Source organism: Acidisoma sp. L85, from assembly GCF_009765865.1.
Taxonomy (GTDB): domain Bacteria; phylum Pseudomonadota; class Alphaproteobacteria; order Acetobacterales; family Acetobacteraceae; genus Acidisoma.
Window position 1 is genome coordinate 139,170 of record NZ_LMUQ01000073.1, and the last position, 16,774, is coordinate 155,943.

Consider the following 16,774-nt stretch of genomic DNA (forward strand, 5'->3'; position numbering starts at 1 on the left):
CCATCTCGTGGATGGCAATGTGCATAGCTTGAAATTAGCGCCGGCGCTCGCCCCTGAGTTGCTACAAAACGTAACCTGGCGCCCATGTGAGGCGAAAACGCCCGCCTTCTACCGCAAGAAGAAGTGACCGGCACACGCAGTGAAGAGCGTGGCACTCACAATAAACGGAGGCTTTCGAAGCTCATTCTACCTCCGGTCGGAGAGTCACCCCGACTTCGCCGCTTTCCCTCTCGATAAATTCCGCTCCCGCCCCCTCAAGCGCCGAGCGAATGGCGGCTAGGGTTCGCGGATGAGGATTTCGTTTGCCGGTCTCGAAATCGAACAGAGTACTATGGCCTACCGAGGCGGCCACAGCGAGATCCTTACGCCTCATATTGAGCATAGCACGCGCGCCCCGGCATTGCTGTGGCGTAAGGCTGGAAGTTCGCAACGGTCATCACTTTTTGTGGCGTAGCTCAGTAGTCATAGCTGAGATCAGTAACGATGACCAGTATTGTGCTGCGGTTGCGACCGTCCTGGCACCTGCCATGGCGACAGTGCCGGATCCGCGGTAGTTCGTCCTTGCGTTTCAACCACTTGGTGTTGTTTGTGGGGTGTTATTCAACCGCTTGGCTATTTCAACTGAGGGTACGCACCCCGTGGCTGTTCACGACCATCCTCGCCAGAGGCAGGCTGCGCCCCGCTTCTGGGGGCTTCAGCGCAGCCGTACCGCGATCATGCCGGCTGTCATCGTGGGCCTCATCCTGCTGATCGGCCTGATCACGGTCGCGGATTTTCTAACCGACAAATACAACGATGCTCGCAGCGATCGCTACGCGGACCAACTTGCGCAAGGCCAGCAGTTCGGCGACGCCCTCATCGAGGGTGGTTTCGGTGTGCGCGGCTATGTCTTGACCGGGCGGGCGGAAGAGCTGCTGCCATACCAACTCGCGCTGCAGGCCCTTGACGACCTCGCGCCCACGATTCTGCCGAAACTGCCTGCCCAGGCCGGGCTAGCGTCCGGCTCGCATATCGGTACCCGTGCAGCGCTCGGCCAACTGCTCGACGCATGGTCAGCGGCGATCCATCTCGAGGACGTCAATCAACGAGACCAAGCGGCCGCAGTGCTGTTCTCTCCTGCGGTGCAAGCGGCGAGGGATCAGCTACAGCAGCAGATCGCGCTATACGTCGCACGGGCGCATGAGATGGCCGACCGCTGGAGCGAAACGGCCGACGCGATTAGCCGAGCATATCAGTTCATTAACCTAGCCGCGGTGGCGCTGGCCGCTCTCGCGATGATTTATGCCTTCGGTCGCATCATCCGCGCGATCAACACCGGTTTCGCAGCGCGCGAGCAAACCGAGCAGCTGTTTTCCATGGCCGACATGCTGCAAAGCGCGGCGGGGCAGGAGGACACGAACGAGGTGCTACGGGCGACCGCCACCAGGCTCCTTCCGGGCCTCGGCGGCGCGCTGTATGTCTTCAACAACTCCCGCGACCGGCTCGACCTCGCGACACGCTGGGGTGGTTACTCCGAAGCGAGTGCCGGCCACCTCGCACCCAATGCCTGCTGGGCTCTCAAGCGTGGCAAGCCGCATATGAACCGTGCTGAGAACGGCGCATTGCGCTGCAGCCATGTCAACGAGCGCCAAGTGTCTCTGGAGATCCCGATGGCCGCACGGGGCGAACTCTACGGACTTCTCGAGATCAGTGCGGACCCGGCCGTGGCCGATGGGCCTGCGCGTCTCCTGGCGGCGCAACCGGTCGCCGCAGCCATGGCCGATGCGATGTCGCTGGCGCTTTCGAGCCTCGCGCTGCGGGAGAGGCTGCGCAATCAGGCACTGAGAGACGCCCTGACCGGCCTGTACAACCGACGTTTCCTCGAGGAAATGCTCGAGCGCATGTGCCTGGAGGCGGAGCGCCGGAAAGCGCCAATTTCCGCCATTATGATCGACCTCGACCACTTCAAGCGGCTCAACGACCAGCATGGTCATAGCGCTGGCGACGCGGTGCTGCGGGATGCGGCCTCGGCGATCCTTTCATGCCTGCGGGGCACTGATGTCGCCTGCCGCTACGGTGGCGAGGAACTGGCCGTCCTGCTACCGGACTGCCCGCTGGCCTTAGCGGCCGGCAAAGCCGAGCAAATTCGTGGCCGCATCTCCGAGTTGACGCAGGCAGGGGGCCTCGCTGTTACCGCGTCCCTCGGTGTCGCCTGCGTTCCAGAGACCTGCGGAAGCGCCAACGAGCTGCTCGCTTCTGCTGATGTCGCGTTGTATCGCGCAAAACAGCTCGGTCGCGATCGGGTCGAAGTTGCCTCGCTGCGCGCGCCGCCGCCGCGCCTATCGTTGATCGAGACCGAGGGCATGGCGACTTAGACGTTGCTAAGCCGGGCGGTGTCTACACGCCCTGTTCGGCAGGGCGATCCGGAGCAAGGCGCTTCTTAGGGCGACTCTTTTTCGTCTCCTCGCGAAGCTTTTCCTTCTTCGAGTATCGTCGCTTTACTTCTGCCTTCATCGATGCTCGTCGGACCGGCATTCCCACCACCTGGAATTGATGACCTTGCCCACTATCGGCTTAGCGTCACCAGAGCGCGGTTAAAATAGGGTTAACTTATTGAAATGCCCGAGCCGGGGAGGGCGCGGCAGACTATGAATTCTATGTTGCGATCAGATTTCCTAAGGTCAGGCCTCCAGGCTTGGCTGGATCGGCTGCGGGATTATCTTACTTGCCAATCAGGATCTTAGACGGAGAATGCGCAATATGTTCGGTACAACCCGCTGCTGTCGCCTAGTCTTAATCGCCATGCTCCTAGGGTTGGTCAGTTGTGGGATTTCGGAGTTTCCAAACGGGGGATCGACCTGGACCGGTGTCTCCCAGACGACGGGGATCGGGAACAACAGAGGCTAGCGCTCAGTTGTCACCACGCGCACGCAACGCCCCACGTAGTCACGAACCGTGCGGCGCGGACAGCCCTTGCCGTCCGGTTCTCCGCTGAGGGCGAAAATCACCAGGCTTCAGCGTGAAAGCTGTGGGGTGCCGCTCGCCTTCGGATGCCTCATCGCTGCGCCAGCCACCGCTTCCAGCGCGATATTCGCACCATTCACAGACGCATATACTTGCCCGACGCATCGGTCGCCCGTCCAAACTTCGGCTTGCTCACCGGGTTTGAGGTGATTTTTTGCGGCGAAACGAGCCTCGTTGTCGCTGGAGCAAACCGCATCGAAACGCCCCGCAACCCGTCCAGCGGGATTTACGAGATAAATTCGGTATTCGGCCACATCCACCTCCCTGCGCCTCTTCTGGCGCGGGATGCGCCGCTCAGCCGCCCCTGAAGGACAGACCCGCGCCGGTGATTTTGTCAGTATATGGCGGAACGCGGGGCAAGTTAATTTTTTCGGAGGCGCCGAGCGGTCACGAACGGGTGAACCCGCAATGGCCGCCACCGAGCTCCTCGCTCTGTCAAGGCTCCCGGCCAAACATGGCCCTGTAAACCTCCTTGTAGGTGAGGATGACGGCGGGGATCGTGTCAGCGGTTTTGATCGTCCCGAGGACGAGGGCGGTCAGGGTGGCGGCAGCTTGGGCCTCGCCTGCGCGGATAAGATGGGCCATCTCGACCGAGGTCTGGCTTGAACTGGTCATAACGAATCCTCCGTTTCTTTTCTTTGGCGCGCCAGGACGGTAGGCCCGCCTCCCTGGCCTGTCACGGCTCTTCCGGCCGCGCGCACTGCCCTATGCGTTGGCGGCGACGGCGCGATGGGACGATGTTCACGCCAGCAGGCACTGGCGCCCGCGGCAGCTCAGCGGCTGGTCTCGGCCAATTGCTGCACCGTGAGGAAACGAAGGTTGCTAGTTACGGATTGGCGTACCCGCGCCTCGTCACCGCCTTCGAGCGCCGAGATCAAACTCGCCATATCGGCGTTGATCAGTGTCTTGACCTTGAAATCGGTCTTGCAGTCCGGGACGAAGCCATTCTTCCGCAAGTGATCGAGGATCATCCACGCCCGGCCATAGACGATTGTAGCGCCGTGCCAGGGCGGGATGTTCCCGCTGTGGAGGTCCGAAATATCGTAGGTCATGAGCGTGCCCCTTTGCAGGGTGCATCCTATCACCGATCTGGCCTGGCGCGCGGGACACCCGGGGCAGCCCGGCCTCAGGCCGTGGCCGTCGTGGGACAGCTTTACCGGGTATTCAACCGACCTTCGTCAGCCGCACGACATTCGGCCGGATCTCCCTGACGTCTCGAACAAGGTAGCTATGAGACTTTCCGCCGCGGTCCTCGAAGGCGAGCGATTGCCAGTCGGCCGTTCCCAGGCGGTCGGTGTGACTGACATGGACGATAAAGAAGGGCGGTGCATCGCCGTCCCATGTCTGGATGTATTCCACCCAGCGGCAAGGGAGTGTCAGGTCCGCGCTTTGGCCGTCCGCGCCAACGGAGGCCAGGGTGATTTGTCGGGCGGCCCAGCCGGCGTCGTGATCCATGGGCTCGTCTCCTCGAAGTGTTGACCGAGCTTATGCGGCGTCGAGTCTAGGACGACAACAAATGCGTCATCGCGACTGGTCGTTTCGAGAAGAGGAACTCGCCGCGGCGCCGTACATAACGGCCCAAGTAATAGGCGGTGTCCCGGGGAACCTTCCTGATGGCCGGACAAAAGAGATCAATTGCAGTACTGGGCTTCCGCAATGCGCGGCGCATTCATTGACTGGTCGCAATCGCACGAGACGGCGGTCAGGCTTGAGGCTTGGTCGCTCTTCCCATAGCATGGACGTATTCTGTGGCGCACTTCCACGCGTGGCCACAGAGACGCGCATGGACGGAGTAGCACGATGCCCGACTATCTGCGCGACCCCGCCGACAGACGCCCGCCTCTCAGCCCGGCCGCGATCGTGGCGAGACTGGGAGGGATCGGTGTGGTTCTGCTCTGCTCTACGGCGGCTTTTGCCTATACCGGCGGGTGGTTCTCCCCTGGTCGGCTAACGCCGCAACGGATGATAGCGGGCTTCGAGGCGACGAACGGGCCTCATCCAGGCTTCCGCCGCAATCACGCCAAGGGCGTCTGCGCAACTGGCTGGTTCGAGAGTGACGGGAAGGCGGTGTCGCTTTCCAAGGCCATGTTATTCGCCTCAGGCCGCGTGCCCGTCGTCGCACGGATCGCGTTCGCGGGCGGCATGCCGTTCATCCCGGACGAGCCGGCGACCGTACGCAGCCTTGCGCTCCGCTTCCTCCCCCAAAACGGCGAGGAGTGGCGCACGGGAATGATCAACATACCGGTCTTCCCATTCTTGAACGCGCAAGAGTTCTACGACCAGATGATCGCCTCCTTGCCCGACAAAATGTCGGGAAAGCCAGATCCAGCAAAGATGGAGGCTTTCGTTGCCGCGCACCCTGCTTTTCTGCCGGCAATTGGGATTATCAAGACCCGCGCCGTATCCTCCGGCTTCGCGAACACAACCTACAACTCCATTAACACGTTCCGATTCATCAATGCGGCGGGTGACGTAACTCAGGTCAAATGGTCGGCGGTTCCGGTGCAGCCGTTTGTGGCTGCCAGTGACGCTCCACCGGTCGTCGGCAAAAACGGCCTGTTTGATGCCCTCATTGCCGAGGTCGCGAAGAAGCCGGTGCAATGGCGGCTTATGGTCACCGTCGGGCAACCCACGGACACCACGAATCCGACGCTGCTATGGCCGTCGGACCGTCAGCAAATTGACGCCGGAACGGTGTCGCTTGATCACTTGGCTAGCGAGGATGGAGGACCCTGCATCAACGTCAATTACGACCCTACGGTTCTCCCCTCAGGCATCGAGCCATCAGACGATCCGCTGCTAAGCACGCGTTCCGCGACCTATTCTCGTTCCTTCACTCTGCGTGAGAACGAGCGAAGCGAGAAGCCGCCCAGTGCCGTCACGCCACAAGAGGTCGCTGCCGGAGGTAAGTCATGACAAATCACCAGCGTTTTTCCGCATCGTCGCGCCTGCTGCACTGGGTCATGGCGGTGCTGGTATTGGCCATGCTGTTTATTGGCGTGGGGATGGTGACGTCAGTCTCGCAGCGTTACCATTTGCTTCTAGCGATCCATAGGCCGCTAGGAATAGCGATTCTCATTCTGGTGGTGATCCGCGTCATCAATCGATTGATCTATAAACCGCCGCCGCTTCCGGCCTCGCTGCCGCCGATCCAGCGTCTAGCCGCTACGGCGTCGCATCTCCTGCTTTACGCGCTAATGTTCGCTATGCCGCTCATCGGCTGGGGGATGCTCTCCGCTGGAGGCTATCCGATCATACTGTTCGGACCCTGGGCGCTGCCACCGATCCTGCCGCAAAACCCCGCTCTGTACGCGGTGCTCCGCGAGTCACATACGGTTCTGGCTTACCTGTTATTCCTCACCTTCCTCGCCCATTTAGGCGCGGCGCTCTTCCACGGTCTGATCCGAAGAGACGGTGTTCTCGAGAGCATGGCATCAGTTTCGACCAAGAGTTAATTCTCGCTATAGACATGACGGGCGCTCAACCGCCCGAAATTGCGGTGTCAGAGGTTTCGCGCACCCCATAGCTTCGATTGTTCAGTGTTGGCCGAGCCTTTCAAGCAATTGAGATGCCGGTATCGAACCGGCACCTTCGGTCAGAACGATTCCAGACTATGGATTCGTCTGTGTCGTCGTGGTCGTTGATGAGACTGGCGGCGCCATTGGCATCGGCTGGGTGGTCGTGGTGGTGCTTTCTGTCGTGGTGGGAGCGACGGGAGCCGCGGGGGGCGGATTGACGATGCATCCCCCCAAGGCGGATGCACCTCCCAATAGCAGAACACTGAGTGCCAGCCGGAAACCTCGTTTATTGACGGTCATCGTTGTCTCTCCTGTCGGGGATGGATCTGCGCTTATTGAGGCGCGCTTGTTGTAACCTTGAGCTTGGTCGTCACCATGACTTGTGGCGGCGGCTGCCTTATGGTGGTGGTCGTCGTGTTTGCGACGGCCCCATTCGCGTTTCCGTAGGTGGTCTTCTCGGAGACGGTCTTGTCGCCGAAACCGTCATCGGTTTTCTTGGTTTCGGTGACGCTCAGGGTGCCAGGCGGCGGGGGGACCACGGTGGATGGCGCGGGAACCAATGTTGTAGATTGCGCCATCGCGGTCCCCGTCGTGAAGGCAAGGGCAGTAACCGCGACTATGACATACGTGTTCATCTCGTCTCCTTGGTCGCAACGGCCAGAGTCACTCCGAGACCGAAAAGACATGTGTATTCAAAGGAGACGCCGTCAAGTCAGAGAGGTCGTAACGGAATGCCTCGCGACCCGGATCGGGCAATCGACTTGGTGCGCAGGCCGAATGCGCCGGCATTGACCGAGAGCCACGCCACCTGGCCGCCTTCGGAGCGTACCTAATCCGGCCGCTAAGTTTTTTAAATCCATGGTGGAGCCAATCGGAATCGAACCGACGACCTCCTGAATGCCATTCAGGCGCTCTCCCAACTGAGCTATGGCCCCGCCTTGGGTGGGCGGCATATAGACGCGCAGGGGCTGCATGATCAAGCCCTGCCAGTGAGGGGTCACGCCAGCGGTTGTTGGGCGTCCCCCAGACTGTCCAGCGCGCCCTGCAGAATCCGGGCTGCCGCCAGGCGGTCGATCACCTGGGCGCGGCGCCGTCGTCCAAGATCGGCCTCGCCAATAAGCATCTCATGGACATCTGCGGTGGTGAGCGTCTCGTCCCACATCGCCGCCGGCAGTCCGACCTCCTCGGACAAGGCCCAGGCCCAGTCGCGGGCAGCTTGGGCACGCGGACCCATGCGGCCGTCCTCCTCCAGCGGCATGCCGACCACCAGGCCGCCCGCCTGCTCACGCTCGGCGAGCTTGGTGATCTGGAAGGCGATCGCCTTGATCTTGTTCCGCGGCAGGGTGCCGTAAGGGCTGGCGACCCGCCGCCGGACATCCGACAGCGCGACGCCGATGTTTTTGGAGCCTGGGTCGAGACCGATGAGGCGCTCTTCCGCGGACAGGTTGGCAACAAGGTCAGTCAGGTTGATGATGGGCATGGGCGCCTTTATGGTCCGCCGCTCTCAAACTCCCAAGGGATCTCGGCACCTCATGGCCTCAGCTGCCCCCCTCGACGACGCCGTGGTGCGTCGCATTGCGCGACTGGCGCGCATCCGCCTGGGCGATGAGGAGGTGTCGCGCCTGCGGGGTGAACTCGGCGCCATCCTCGGCTGGATCGAGCAATTGAACGAGGTCGATGTCTCGGGCGTTGATCCTTTGGCCTCCGTCGGACAGGCCACTCTCGCCATGCGTGCGGACGTTGTCACTGATGGCGACCAAACCGAGGCGGTGCTCGCCAATGCCCCGGCTCGGGCCGGAACCTTCTACACCGTGCCGAAAGTCGTCGAATGACCGATACGCTCGATTTCACCATCGCTGGCGCGCGTAATGCGTTGCGGGCGAAGACCATCTCGGCGCGGGAACTGACGGAAGCGCATCTCGCTGCTATCGAGGCTTTGGAGCCAAGCCTGAACGCCTTCATCACGGTCACGCCCGAGACGGCGCTGGCCGCCGCCGATGCAGCCGATGGGGCTTTGGCGCGCGGGGAGGGTGGTCCGCTCGCCGGCATCCCCCTCGCCATCAAGGATCTCTTCTGCACGAACGGCATCCGCACCACCGCGGGCAGCCGCATCCTGGAACCCTTTGTGCCGCCCTACGAAAGCACGGTCACCCGCCAGTTGCTAAGGGATGGCGCAGTATTCCTCGGGAAGGCCAATCTCGACGAATTCGCCATGGGCTCCTCCACGACGACTTCGGCCTTCGGGCCGACCATCAATCCATGGCAGCGCCAGGGGTCGAATACTCAACTCGTCCCGGGCGGGTCCTCGGGCGGCTCGGCGGCGGCGGTCGCCTCGGGCATGGCTTTGGGCTCGACCGGCACCGACACCGGCGGCTCGATCCGCCAGCCCGCGAGCTTCTGCGGCATAGTGGGTATGAAGCCCACCTATGGCCGCTGCTCGCGCTTTGGCGTGGTCGCCTTCGCCTCCTCGCTGGATCAGCCGGGACCCTTTGCCCGCACGGTGGAGGATGCGGCCATCCTGCTCGGCTCCATGGCCGGCCACGATCCGCGCGATAGTACTAGCATGGACTGGCCGGTGCCCGATTACGCGGCCGCTTGCCGTCGCGGGGTGAAGGGTCTGCGCATCGGCGTGCCGCGCGAGTATCATGCTGACGGCATGCCGGCCGAGATCGAGCGGCTGTGGCAGCAGGGCCTAGACTGGCTGCGCGACGCGGGCGCCGAGATCGTCGATGTTTCTCTGCCGCACACGAAATATGGCCTCGCAACCTATTACATCGTGGCGCCCGCTGAATGCTCGTCCAACCTCGCCCGCTATGACGGCGTGCGATTCGGGTTGCGCGTCCCGGCGCAGGATCTGACAGATCTGTACGAGGAGACACGCGCGGCGGGTTTCGGCGCAGAGGTGCGGCGCCGCATTCTCATTGGCACTTACGTGTTGTCAGCCGGCTACTACGATGCGTACTACCTGAAGGCGCAGAAGGTCCGCGCGCTGATTCTCAAGGACTTCACGGATGTCTTCGGACAAGTCGATGCGCTGCTGACGCCGACAGCGCCGTCAGCTGCTTTCGGTGTCGGCGAGAATATGGATGATCCGGTCAAGATGTATCTCAACGATGTCTTCACGGTCCCGGCCTCGATCGCCGGCGTGCCTGGAATTTCGGTGCCGGCGGGGCTCGATGGCGATGGCCTTCCGCTAGGCCTGCAGGTCATCGGCAAGCATTTCGACGAGGAAACGGTCTTCGCCGTGGGGCAGGCGCTGGAGAGCGCGGCCGGTTTCTCCGCGAAACCGCAAATCCGCGTGGGAAGCCTGCGATGAGCTACATTATCGAGGGTGCGACCGGACCTTGGGAGCTGGTGATCGGGCTGGAAGTCCATGCCCAGATCATATCCCGGGCGAAGTTGTTCAGCGGCGCGTCGGCCGAATATGGCGCTCCGCCCAATAGCCAGGTGAGCTTCGTCGATGCGGGCTTCCCCGGCATGCTGCCGGTGATCAACGCGGAATGCGTGGCACAGGCCGTGCGCACCGGGCTCGGTCTGAACGCCCAAATCAATCTCGTCAGCCGCTTCGACCGCAAGAATTACTTCTATGCTGATCTGCCGCAGGGTTATCAGATCAGCCAGTTTGCTCACCCCATCGTGGGCAAAGGCGAGATCGAGATCCTGCTGGAAAGCGGTGAAACACGCCAGATCGGCGTCACCCGTCTGCATCTGGAGCAGGATGCCGGCAAGTCGCTGCATGACCAGGACCCAGCTCTGTCCTTCATTGATCTCAACCGTGCCGGTGTCGCACTGATGGAGATAGTGAGCGAGCCCGATATGCGCACGCCGGAGGAAGCTGGCGCCTATTTGCGCAAGCTACGCACGATCATGCGTTATCTCGGCACCTGCGACGGCAATATGGAGGAAGGCTCCATGCGCGCCGACGTGAATGTCTCCGTGCGAAAAGCGGACGAGGAATTCCGCACACGCTGCGAGATCAAAAACGTCAACTCTGTGCGCTTCGTCATGCAGGCCATCGAGGCTGAGGCGCGGCGTCAGGTCGCTGTTTGGGAGTCTGGCGAGGCGGTGCAGCAGGAGACCCGCCTCTACGATCCGGCGCGCAGCGAGACGCGGTCGATGCGCAGCAAGGAAGACGCGCATGACTATCGCTATTTCCCGGATCCGGACCTGCTGCCGCTGGTGATCGAACAGGCTTGGGTGGATGGGCTGGCCAGCGGTCTACCCGAGCTGCCCGATGCCAAGAAGGCGCGTTTCATGAGCCGGTACGGCTTGCCGGCCTATGACGCCGGGGTGCTGATCATGGAGCAGGCGACGGCCGATTTCTATGAGGTTCTAGCCGAGGGGCGGGACGGCAAGATCGCCGCCAACTGGATGCTCGGCGACTTCTTCGCGGGGCTGAACAGGCTTGGCCGCGGCATTGGCGACAGCCCGGTTTCGGCCGCGGCGCTCGGCGGTCTCCTGGATTTGCTGGCGGACGCCACGATCAATGGCCGAATCGCCAAGGACGTGCTGGAAGCGATGATGGAGACGGGCGAGCCAGCCGCCGCCATCGTCGAATCGCGCGGGCTCCGTCAGGTGACGGATACGGGCGCCATCGACGCTGCGGTCGAGAAGGTGCTTGCCGCCAATCCCGACAAGCTTGCCGAATACAAGTCGGGCAAGCAGAAGCTCTTCGGCTTCTTCGTGGGCCAGGTGATGAAGGCGATGGCGGGCAAGGGCAATCCGGCCCTGGTCAACGATGCCCTCAAGCGTCGCCTATAGCCGGCGTTCGGGCCATCGCCGTCATTGACCCCGCTGGACCGGCCCGGTAGAACTCCGCCCGCAAACGCCGTGTTATGCGGATGCCTTTCCCGGCGGAGGGGTGGCCGAGTGGCTGAAGGCGGCGGTTTGCTAAACCGTTGTACGGGGTCAACCCGTACCGTGAGTTCGAATCTCATCCCCTCCGCCAATCGCGCAACCTAAGTCATTTTGGCCAAACATAATCATCGAGTGACACCCGGGAAATTCCCTCGTTTGTCCCACGCGGAGGTCGGTGACAGCCGAACGGGGGCAAACGCCAAGGGACGGCCAGACGCTGATGATAGGCGCGATGAATGTTGGCACCCGGCTGTCGGTGGTCCGTATGAGCACGGCGGGTCGGCTAGCCGTCGCTCCCAAGTGGCGGGCTGAGTTGGGTCGGCTGGTACCGAGGCCGCCGTCCGCGGACGACGATGCCCTCACGTGTCAAATATAACTTCATTCGGCGTCCGACCAGTTCGATTTCCCCACGTTCTGGGATCGATGCTAGAAGAGCATTGTAGGAGACCCTGACGCGTTTTCTTCTACTCTGAGCTTCCGTAGGCTGCGCAGCGTAGTTTCATCAGGTGCCTTGTGACCGCACGATCTGCCACGAGCCATGCTGTCCCGACCGACACAGCGCCCGAGCAAAATCCGCCACGACTTCTCCGTTTGTCGCTAGCCGTGGTTTCCACCTCGCTCCATGCTGCCCCCGTAAATCAGCGAGCGCGCGGATAACCTCCAAAAGGTCAGCGAACTCTGCTTTGACCTCGTCGGGGTCGGTCGCGTCAAGCAACTCCTCCAGCAGCTTCGCCGCCAAAGCGTGTCTCATTTCAGACGGCTTCAGGCGGGACTGCAAACTGCTCCGCCGAGACCGGCAATCTGTGCAGGCATTTCATCACGAACGAGCTTATAAAAGTGCGGCGCGGGACCGCTATTGGGAACCGCCGACGCGATTGCTGGCCTTCAACCGAAGACAATCGACGGCCTCCAGATGACGGCTCTCGTCGTCCTCGGCATATTGTTAAAGGGGCAGCGCGAGCTGGAAAGATCGGCGTCAAGGTCTTCCCCACATGGGGAGCTGGGTTAGAACTGTTAAAGACGTTATCAGGGGAGTTTCAGCATGAGCGAGCGTCACGTCGCCTGGCGCGGCCTGATCGCCGGCTCAGCTTCGCTGCTCGTCGCGGGGCCGCGGCGACAGGGCGAAGGTAGAGGAACAGGACGGCAATCTATTGGCGCTCTGTCGTGAGTTCGAGGAGCGGGAGGCGCAATTCATAGTCTGGGACGACGAGACAGAAGACCCCGACCTAGCCCTCTGCGCATGGGGGGGTCCGGAAGTTGGAGCGGGCACTGCTGGAACGCAGTTGGGAGATCCGCGAAGAGGTGGCAGAACTGAAGGTCCACACCCCAGACGGACTGTAGGCAAATGCTAGGATGATGCTCATCGAGCTCGAAGCTGAGGCCGATCCGACCAAACCTTGCTGAGCCGCGGCGGTGTCCCTCGCTCGTGACATTCGGGGGAGAGCCTAAAGCCTTGGTGCAGAGAGCATCAAATCGATCGCCACTCTGATAGGTTCGATCACAAATCTCTTCTTCGCCGCTGATCTTTATGGGCTGAACGCCATACGGTATTGGGCCAAAGAAAAATCCAAGCCACTCACCACAGCTTCCTCGATATGGACAACTGCCTCAAGCGAATGCGGCATCGAAAAGAGGGCAGGGGCCCCGAATAGTAAGCCGCTCAACTCCAGCACCGGCGCGGAGCCCCGTTCTCACCAGGCGGTGTTTTCTTTTGCCGACGCGGCAAGGAGCTTGGGCACGCTACGTGCTTCCGCGATGATCTCGATGGCTGGTTAGCGGTGCGCGACCAGGCCGACACCCCGGCCGGCCGGGAGGCTGCCTCAACGTTACCCAAGGCGTCCGCTGGCGGCGTGCTGGCCTTGTAGCTCACGACGGCACCGCTGGTAGGAGAGCGATACAGGACCTCGCCCTCGCGTGGTCGCTGGTCGCGAACAGGCCGCCCTGCCGCCTGCCACGAGCGCGCAGTGCTATTTCGCAGCGCGCGACCTGGCGCATCTTCCCACCCGACACCAAAAACTGTCGCGACGAATGTGTCGGCTGCAGCCGCCCGCACCAGCGCTGCTAGACAATCGGCGTGGATGTTGGCTTCGGTTGCCATCAGGAAGCGCGTGCCTAACCATGCGCCTGGGGCTCCCAGTGTCAACACGGCAGCTAACGCGCCGCGAGTGGCGTCTGATGATCGATAGCCCCTGTGACACATCTCGAGGCGACGGATACACCTTCCTTGAATCCGAGGAGTGGTGCTGACGCTGGATGAGGGAAATACCCATCACCGCGTCGCATGACGTCCCGCGGGAGCAACCGGCGGCCCGATCTCAGCTACCAAGCCAACGCCGGACTATCTCGTCTAGCAGTTGCAACGGGTTGGGCATACACATGGGCCGCCTATCAGGACCCCTCGGCGCCGGAGGCAGCGGATGCAAGCTTGGAACGGTCATGGGTGAGGCCGGTCATGATGTCCTGTTCTGGGTCGCGCGGAGTCGACCGCAATGCTGTCCGCCAAGGATATATGGTGTCCGGTTGCGTTCGAACCTACGTCTGCTGCGGAACGCCATACTCCGAGCGCCGAGGCGTTGGCGCCTGGAACCTCCTGGGCTGCTCGAGCCGCACCTTTTCGGCCAAGGGCGCCCGCTCTTTGCGACTCGCCATGCGAATCGTTGAGACTTTGATCACGCGTCGGCGCCGGGTGATCGAGAAAAACTAGCCATCATGGGTGGGATTCCTTTTCTGTTCGGCGCTAATCGTCCACAATCGGCGTTCGGCGCAACCGAAGAGAGATCGAGTGGCAGTCAAATTCGAGGCGAAAATCGGGTCGAGAAACGAATGGATCTCGCTGTTCCATACTTTTTTGAAGGCCTCCCCTGATCATTCCAGAGAACTTTCGGAGGACGAGAAACTGGCTGTCGTGCCGGGCGCGAAGCTTCATGCTCGACTGTTCGGTTCGGAGGAATGCTTTTGGCGTATTGCGGATGCCACAATCGACGGCACGCCTGTGCCGGCGAACCTTTCGTATGCCTTTAAGTCACACTGGAGTGTTCGCGATCCGGATGCAAAGCAGGAGCACGCAACCCTCGCCAATCTTCCCTCCCCGAAGGCAAGAGTTTCAAAATGGTATTTCTGCGTCGGCCGAGAGGGGTGTGAACGGCAATCCTATCTAATCAAAACATCCGTGATGTCTGCCCTAGGCCGCACGTCGCTCCGGCCCATATGCATCTACTCCGGAATGACAACTGAGGTTGAGGATTTTCTAAAACGTCACGGAGTGACGATGATTCCCGCGTCATTTCCGTTGACGGAGGATCTCGATGAAACTCTTGCAGGCCGGACAGACTATTCAAGCGCCATGGCGCACGGCTCGTATTTACGTCTGATGATTCCAGTTATCGAGAAAGATGACGAGTTCGTGCTCTATGCAGACTATGATTGCATATTCGCCCGGGATCCTGACATCAGCGCGGACGGAATTCAATTCGTAGCCGCCGCTCCAGAGACGGATCAGAGCAACTGGGGTTGGTTCAACAATGGTGTCCTAGTGATGAACGTTCCAGCTCTTCGCTCAATCTATGACAGGATGATCAGAATAATATCACTTCGCCTCAGGAGCGGACTTTTCGCAGTACATGAACAGGGCGAGATGAATGCAATTTTTTGGATGAAATGGAATCGACTCAAATTACAGCAAAACTGGAAACCATATTGGGGAGCAAATGAGTCTGCGGAGATCATCCACTATCATGGGCCAAAGCCTCTTGAAATAAGCCGACGTCTGCAATCTCAGCAGTTCGGTGATGATACAATAGCTCATTTTCTGACAAAAAACGTGGAGGGATATCGATATTACAATGAGATGTTTGCATCATATGGATTCTTACAGGGCTAATACTCGACGCAGCCGAAATCCTCTTTGGACTCACGACCTCCATGACGACGTCACGTGAACTGCCGGCAAGGCCAAGCTCCTCGCGGCGGCCGCTTCTAGCGGCCCTAAGCGACGCTGGAGCAATGACTTAACTGCAGCATGGTTAGCTGCGGGTTCGTCATCGGTTTTTCAGAGACTGTGGCCGCACTCGACGACCGATCTGGCTGGAAATTAGGGGACGAACCAGGTATGCGGCAATATTGGTGCCGCTTGCTTAGGGAAAGACGGCGGTCATCTCCGCCGAACAGGTGACGGGCACCAGGCCAGCGGCGCGGCGGGAAGGCTTCAAAGCCTCGTTCGCCGCGCTTTCGGACGCCACCCGACGCGGAGCTCTGGAGCAACTCGGGCGGGCAGATGCTTCGATCACGGACCTTGGCGAGAAGTTTCACATGACCCTCACGGGCATGAAGAAGCATGTCGCCGTCTTGGAGCAGGGGGCTCGTCACCACAGAAAAGGTTGGGCGCGTGCAGACCTGCAAACTCGGCCTCCGCCGACTGGAGGAAGAAGCGGCATGGATCGAGAGTTTCCGCCAGCTCCGGGACGCGCGCTTCGACGAGCTCGATAAGGTTGTCGCAGAACTGAAACGGGAGGAGAAGGTCATTGGACGCAGGAAAAGGGCGTGAGCGTACCCCCATGAAGAACCGCACGACGGTGGAACGGAAGTCCGAGCGTGAGCTAGTTCTTACGCGAACCTTCGATGGCCTGGCGCCCATCGTGTTCGAGGCCTGGACCAAGCCCGAGTTGCTCAAGCGATGGTGGGCACCGACATCGTTTGGGGTGTCATTCGTTTTCTGTGAGGCCGACGTTCGTGCGGGGGGTAGCTACCGCTTCGTGTTCGGCCACCCTGCCTCGGAGCAGCCCATGGAGTTCTTCGGTAGGTACATCGAGGTGACGCCGCACTCCCGCCTCGTCTGGACGAATGACGAAGCTGGTGAAGGTGGGGCCGTCACCACGGTGACCTTCGAAGAACGGGATGGCGAGACTTTGGTCGCCATGCACGACTTATATCCCTCGAAGGAAGCTCTCGACGGTGCCATCGCCTCCGGAATGCAGGGTGGGTTTAGCGAGACGTTCGAGCAGCTGGACGCGCTTCTCGTCACCCTGGGCGCGAGCATGAAACGCCTGACACGCTAGCGTGCCCGCCGTCGGACTGCGAGAATTGAAGGTTGATTGCGAAGAGTTCCATGCCGAGTGGTGCCAAACTGTCGCTAGCCGACGACTGCTGGTCCATTCCAAATCTCCGGACCATGACGGTCAGCCCGCGGTTCTTCGGCAGTCCAGCGGAGGCGGTGGGGGAGAATGCAGCTTTGGACTGTTGATACCGGAGTGATGCTCCCCAGAAGCGCCGTTTGAATTCTCCCCAAGTGGCCTTGTTTGCTGGGCTTGCGGAGCTAGCTCCGCAAGCCCAGCGGCCGCGATGCGTGGATGCTTCCCCCGATCGGCGGGAGGGGCGCAACGGTGGTCAGGCTGGAGGGG

At 61.2% G+C, this 16,774-nt stretch carries 18 protein-coding genes and 2 tRNA genes; 11 read left to right on the forward strand and 9 right to left on the reverse strand.

All coding sequences use genetic code 11. The features are described 5' to 3' along the window. Nucleotides 1-181: 181 nt before the first annotated feature. Nucleotides 182-382: a helix-turn-helix transcriptional regulator gene (locus tag GSQ83_RS24210; RefSeq protein WP_158805433.1), complete on the reverse strand. Its 201-nt coding sequence runs from the start codon at nt 380-382 to the stop codon at nt 182-184. Between the two features lie 256 nt (nt 383-638). Between GSQ83_RS24210 and GSQ83_RS24215 the strand changes: the two genes are divergently transcribed. Then, the gene (locus GSQ83_RS24215) at nt 639-2,354 is read left to right on the forward strand and encodes a diguanylate cyclase (RefSeq protein ID WP_216850549.1); all 1,716 of its coding nucleotides are present in this window, start codon (nt 639-641) and stop codon (nt 2,352-2,354) included. Nucleotides 2,355-2,993: 639 nt separating this feature from the next. Here the strand turns inward: GSQ83_RS24215 and GSQ83_RS24220 are convergent. From GSQ83_RS24220 to GSQ83_RS24235, 4 genes are all read right to left on the reverse strand, one after another. After that, the gene (locus GSQ83_RS24220; protein WP_158805434.1) at nt 2,994-3,263 is read right to left on the reverse strand and encodes a hypothetical protein; all 270 of its coding nucleotides are present in this window, start codon (nt 3,261-3,263) and stop codon (nt 2,994-2,996) included. Nucleotides 3,264-3,438: 175 nt separating this feature from the next. Then, nucleotides 3,439-3,618, reverse strand: a complete 180-nt coding sequence (locus tag GSQ83_RS24225) for a hypothetical protein (RefSeq protein ID WP_158805435.1) — start codon at nt 3,616-3,618, stop codon at nt 3,439-3,441. Nucleotides 3,619-3,776: 158 nt separating this feature from the next. After that, a complete protein-coding gene (locus GSQ83_RS24230) occupies nt 3,777-4,055 on the reverse strand; it encodes a hypothetical protein (RefSeq protein ID WP_158805436.1) in 279 nt (92 codons plus the stop codon). A gap of 112 nt (nt 4,056-4,167) precedes the next feature. Next, nucleotides 4,168-4,458: a hypothetical protein gene (locus GSQ83_RS24235; RefSeq protein WP_158805437.1), complete on the reverse strand. Its 291-nt coding sequence runs from the start codon at nt 4,456-4,458 to the stop codon at nt 4,168-4,170. Between the two features lie 345 nt (nt 4,459-4,803). On the opposite strand from GSQ83_RS24235, the gene GSQ83_RS24240 reads away from it, so the two are divergent. Next, nucleotides 4,804-5,919, forward strand: a complete 1,116-nt coding sequence (locus tag GSQ83_RS24240) for a catalase family peroxidase (protein WP_158805438.1) — start codon at nt 4,804-4,806, stop codon at nt 5,917-5,919. Further along, on the forward strand, nt 5,916-6,458 hold the full coding sequence (locus GSQ83_RS24245) for a cytochrome b (RefSeq protein WP_158805439.1): 543 nt from the start codon (nt 5,916-5,918) through the stop codon (nt 6,456-6,458). The genes GSQ83_RS24240 and GSQ83_RS24245 overlap by 4 nt, the downstream gene beginning before the upstream one ends. 395 nt (nt 6,459-6,853) lie before the next feature. Here GSQ83_RS24245 and GSQ83_RS24250 read toward each other — a convergent pair whose 3' ends face one another. The 3 genes from GSQ83_RS24250 to ruvX all read right to left on the reverse strand — a co-directional run bounded on the left by GSQ83_RS24250 (nt 6,854) and on the right by ruvX (nt 8,001). Continuing rightward, on the reverse strand, nt 6,854-7,156 hold the full coding sequence (locus GSQ83_RS24250) for a hypothetical protein (protein WP_158805440.1): 303 nt from the start codon (nt 7,154-7,156) through the stop codon (nt 6,854-6,856). Between the two features lie 224 nt (nt 7,157-7,380). Continuing rightward, a tRNA-Ala gene (locus GSQ83_RS24255) sits at nt 7,381-7,456 on the reverse strand. Nucleotides 7,457-7,518: 62 nt separating this feature from the next. After that, complete coding sequence (gene ruvX, locus GSQ83_RS24260; protein ID WP_158805441.1) at nt 7,519-8,001, reverse strand: Holliday junction resolvase RuvX; 483 nt, start codon at nt 7,999-8,001, stop codon at nt 7,519-7,521. 52 nt (nt 8,002-8,053) lie between these two features. Here ruvX and gatC point away from each other — a divergent pair, with 52 nt between their 5' ends. The 5 genes from gatC (at nt 8,054) to GSQ83_RS30915 (ending at nt 12,546) form a co-directional block, all read left to right on the forward strand. Further along, on the forward strand, nt 8,054-8,353 hold the full coding sequence (gatC, locus tag GSQ83_RS24265) for an Asp-tRNA(Asn)/Glu-tRNA(Gln) amidotransferase subunit GatC (protein WP_158805442.1): 300 nt from the start codon (nt 8,054-8,056) through the stop codon (nt 8,351-8,353). After that, nucleotides 8,350-9,837 carry an Asp-tRNA(Asn)/Glu-tRNA(Gln) amidotransferase subunit GatA gene (gene gatA, locus GSQ83_RS24270; RefSeq protein ID WP_158805443.1) on the forward strand — a complete coding sequence of 496 codons (1,488 nt, stop codon included), beginning with the start codon at nt 8,350-8,352 and terminating at the stop codon, nt 9,835-9,837. Before gatC ends, gatA begins: the two co-directional genes overlap by 4 nt. Continuing rightward, nucleotides 9,834-11,282: an Asp-tRNA(Asn)/Glu-tRNA(Gln) amidotransferase subunit GatB gene (gene gatB, locus GSQ83_RS24275; protein ID WP_158805444.1), complete on the forward strand. Its 1,449-nt coding sequence runs from the start codon at nt 9,834-9,836 to the stop codon at nt 11,280-11,282. Before gatA ends, gatB begins: the two co-directional genes overlap by 4 nt. 94 nt (nt 11,283-11,376) lie before the next feature. Beyond that, a tRNA-Ser gene (locus tag GSQ83_RS24280) sits at nt 11,377-11,469 on the forward strand. Between the two features lie 951 nt (nt 11,470-12,420). Then, nucleotides 12,421-12,546 (forward strand): hypothetical protein, encoded by a 126-nt coding sequence (locus tag GSQ83_RS30915; protein WP_256367081.1) that lies wholly within the window; start codon nt 12,421-12,423, stop codon nt 12,544-12,546. A gap of 492 nt (nt 12,547-13,038) precedes the next feature. Here the strand turns inward: GSQ83_RS30915 and GSQ83_RS31495 are convergent, their stop codons facing one another. Continuing rightward, the gene (locus tag GSQ83_RS31495) at nt 13,039-13,578 is read right to left on the reverse strand and encodes a nitronate monooxygenase (protein ID WP_371418069.1); all 540 of its coding nucleotides are present in this window, start codon (nt 13,576-13,578) and stop codon (nt 13,039-13,041) included. 582 nt (nt 13,579-14,160) lie between these two features. Here GSQ83_RS31495 and GSQ83_RS24290 point away from each other — a divergent pair. The 3 genes from GSQ83_RS24290 to GSQ83_RS24300 all read left to right on the forward strand — a co-directional run bounded on the left by GSQ83_RS24290 (nt 14,161) and on the right by GSQ83_RS24300 (nt 16,432). Beyond that, the gene (locus GSQ83_RS24290; protein ID WP_158805446.1) at nt 14,161-15,258 is read left to right on the forward strand and encodes a glycosyltransferase; all 1,098 of its coding nucleotides are present in this window, start codon (nt 14,161-14,163) and stop codon (nt 15,256-15,258) included. Nucleotides 15,259-15,711: 453 nt separating this feature from the next. Continuing rightward, on the forward strand, nt 15,712-15,921 hold the full coding sequence (locus tag GSQ83_RS30125; RefSeq protein ID WP_216850550.1) for a hypothetical protein: 210 nt from the start codon (nt 15,712-15,714) through the stop codon (nt 15,919-15,921). 10 nt (nt 15,922-15,931) lie between these two features. Further along, complete coding sequence (locus GSQ83_RS24300) at nt 15,932-16,432, forward strand: SRPBCC family protein (RefSeq protein WP_158805447.1); 501 nt, start codon at nt 15,932-15,934, stop codon at nt 16,430-16,432. Nucleotides 16,433-16,774: the final 342 nt, after the last annotated feature.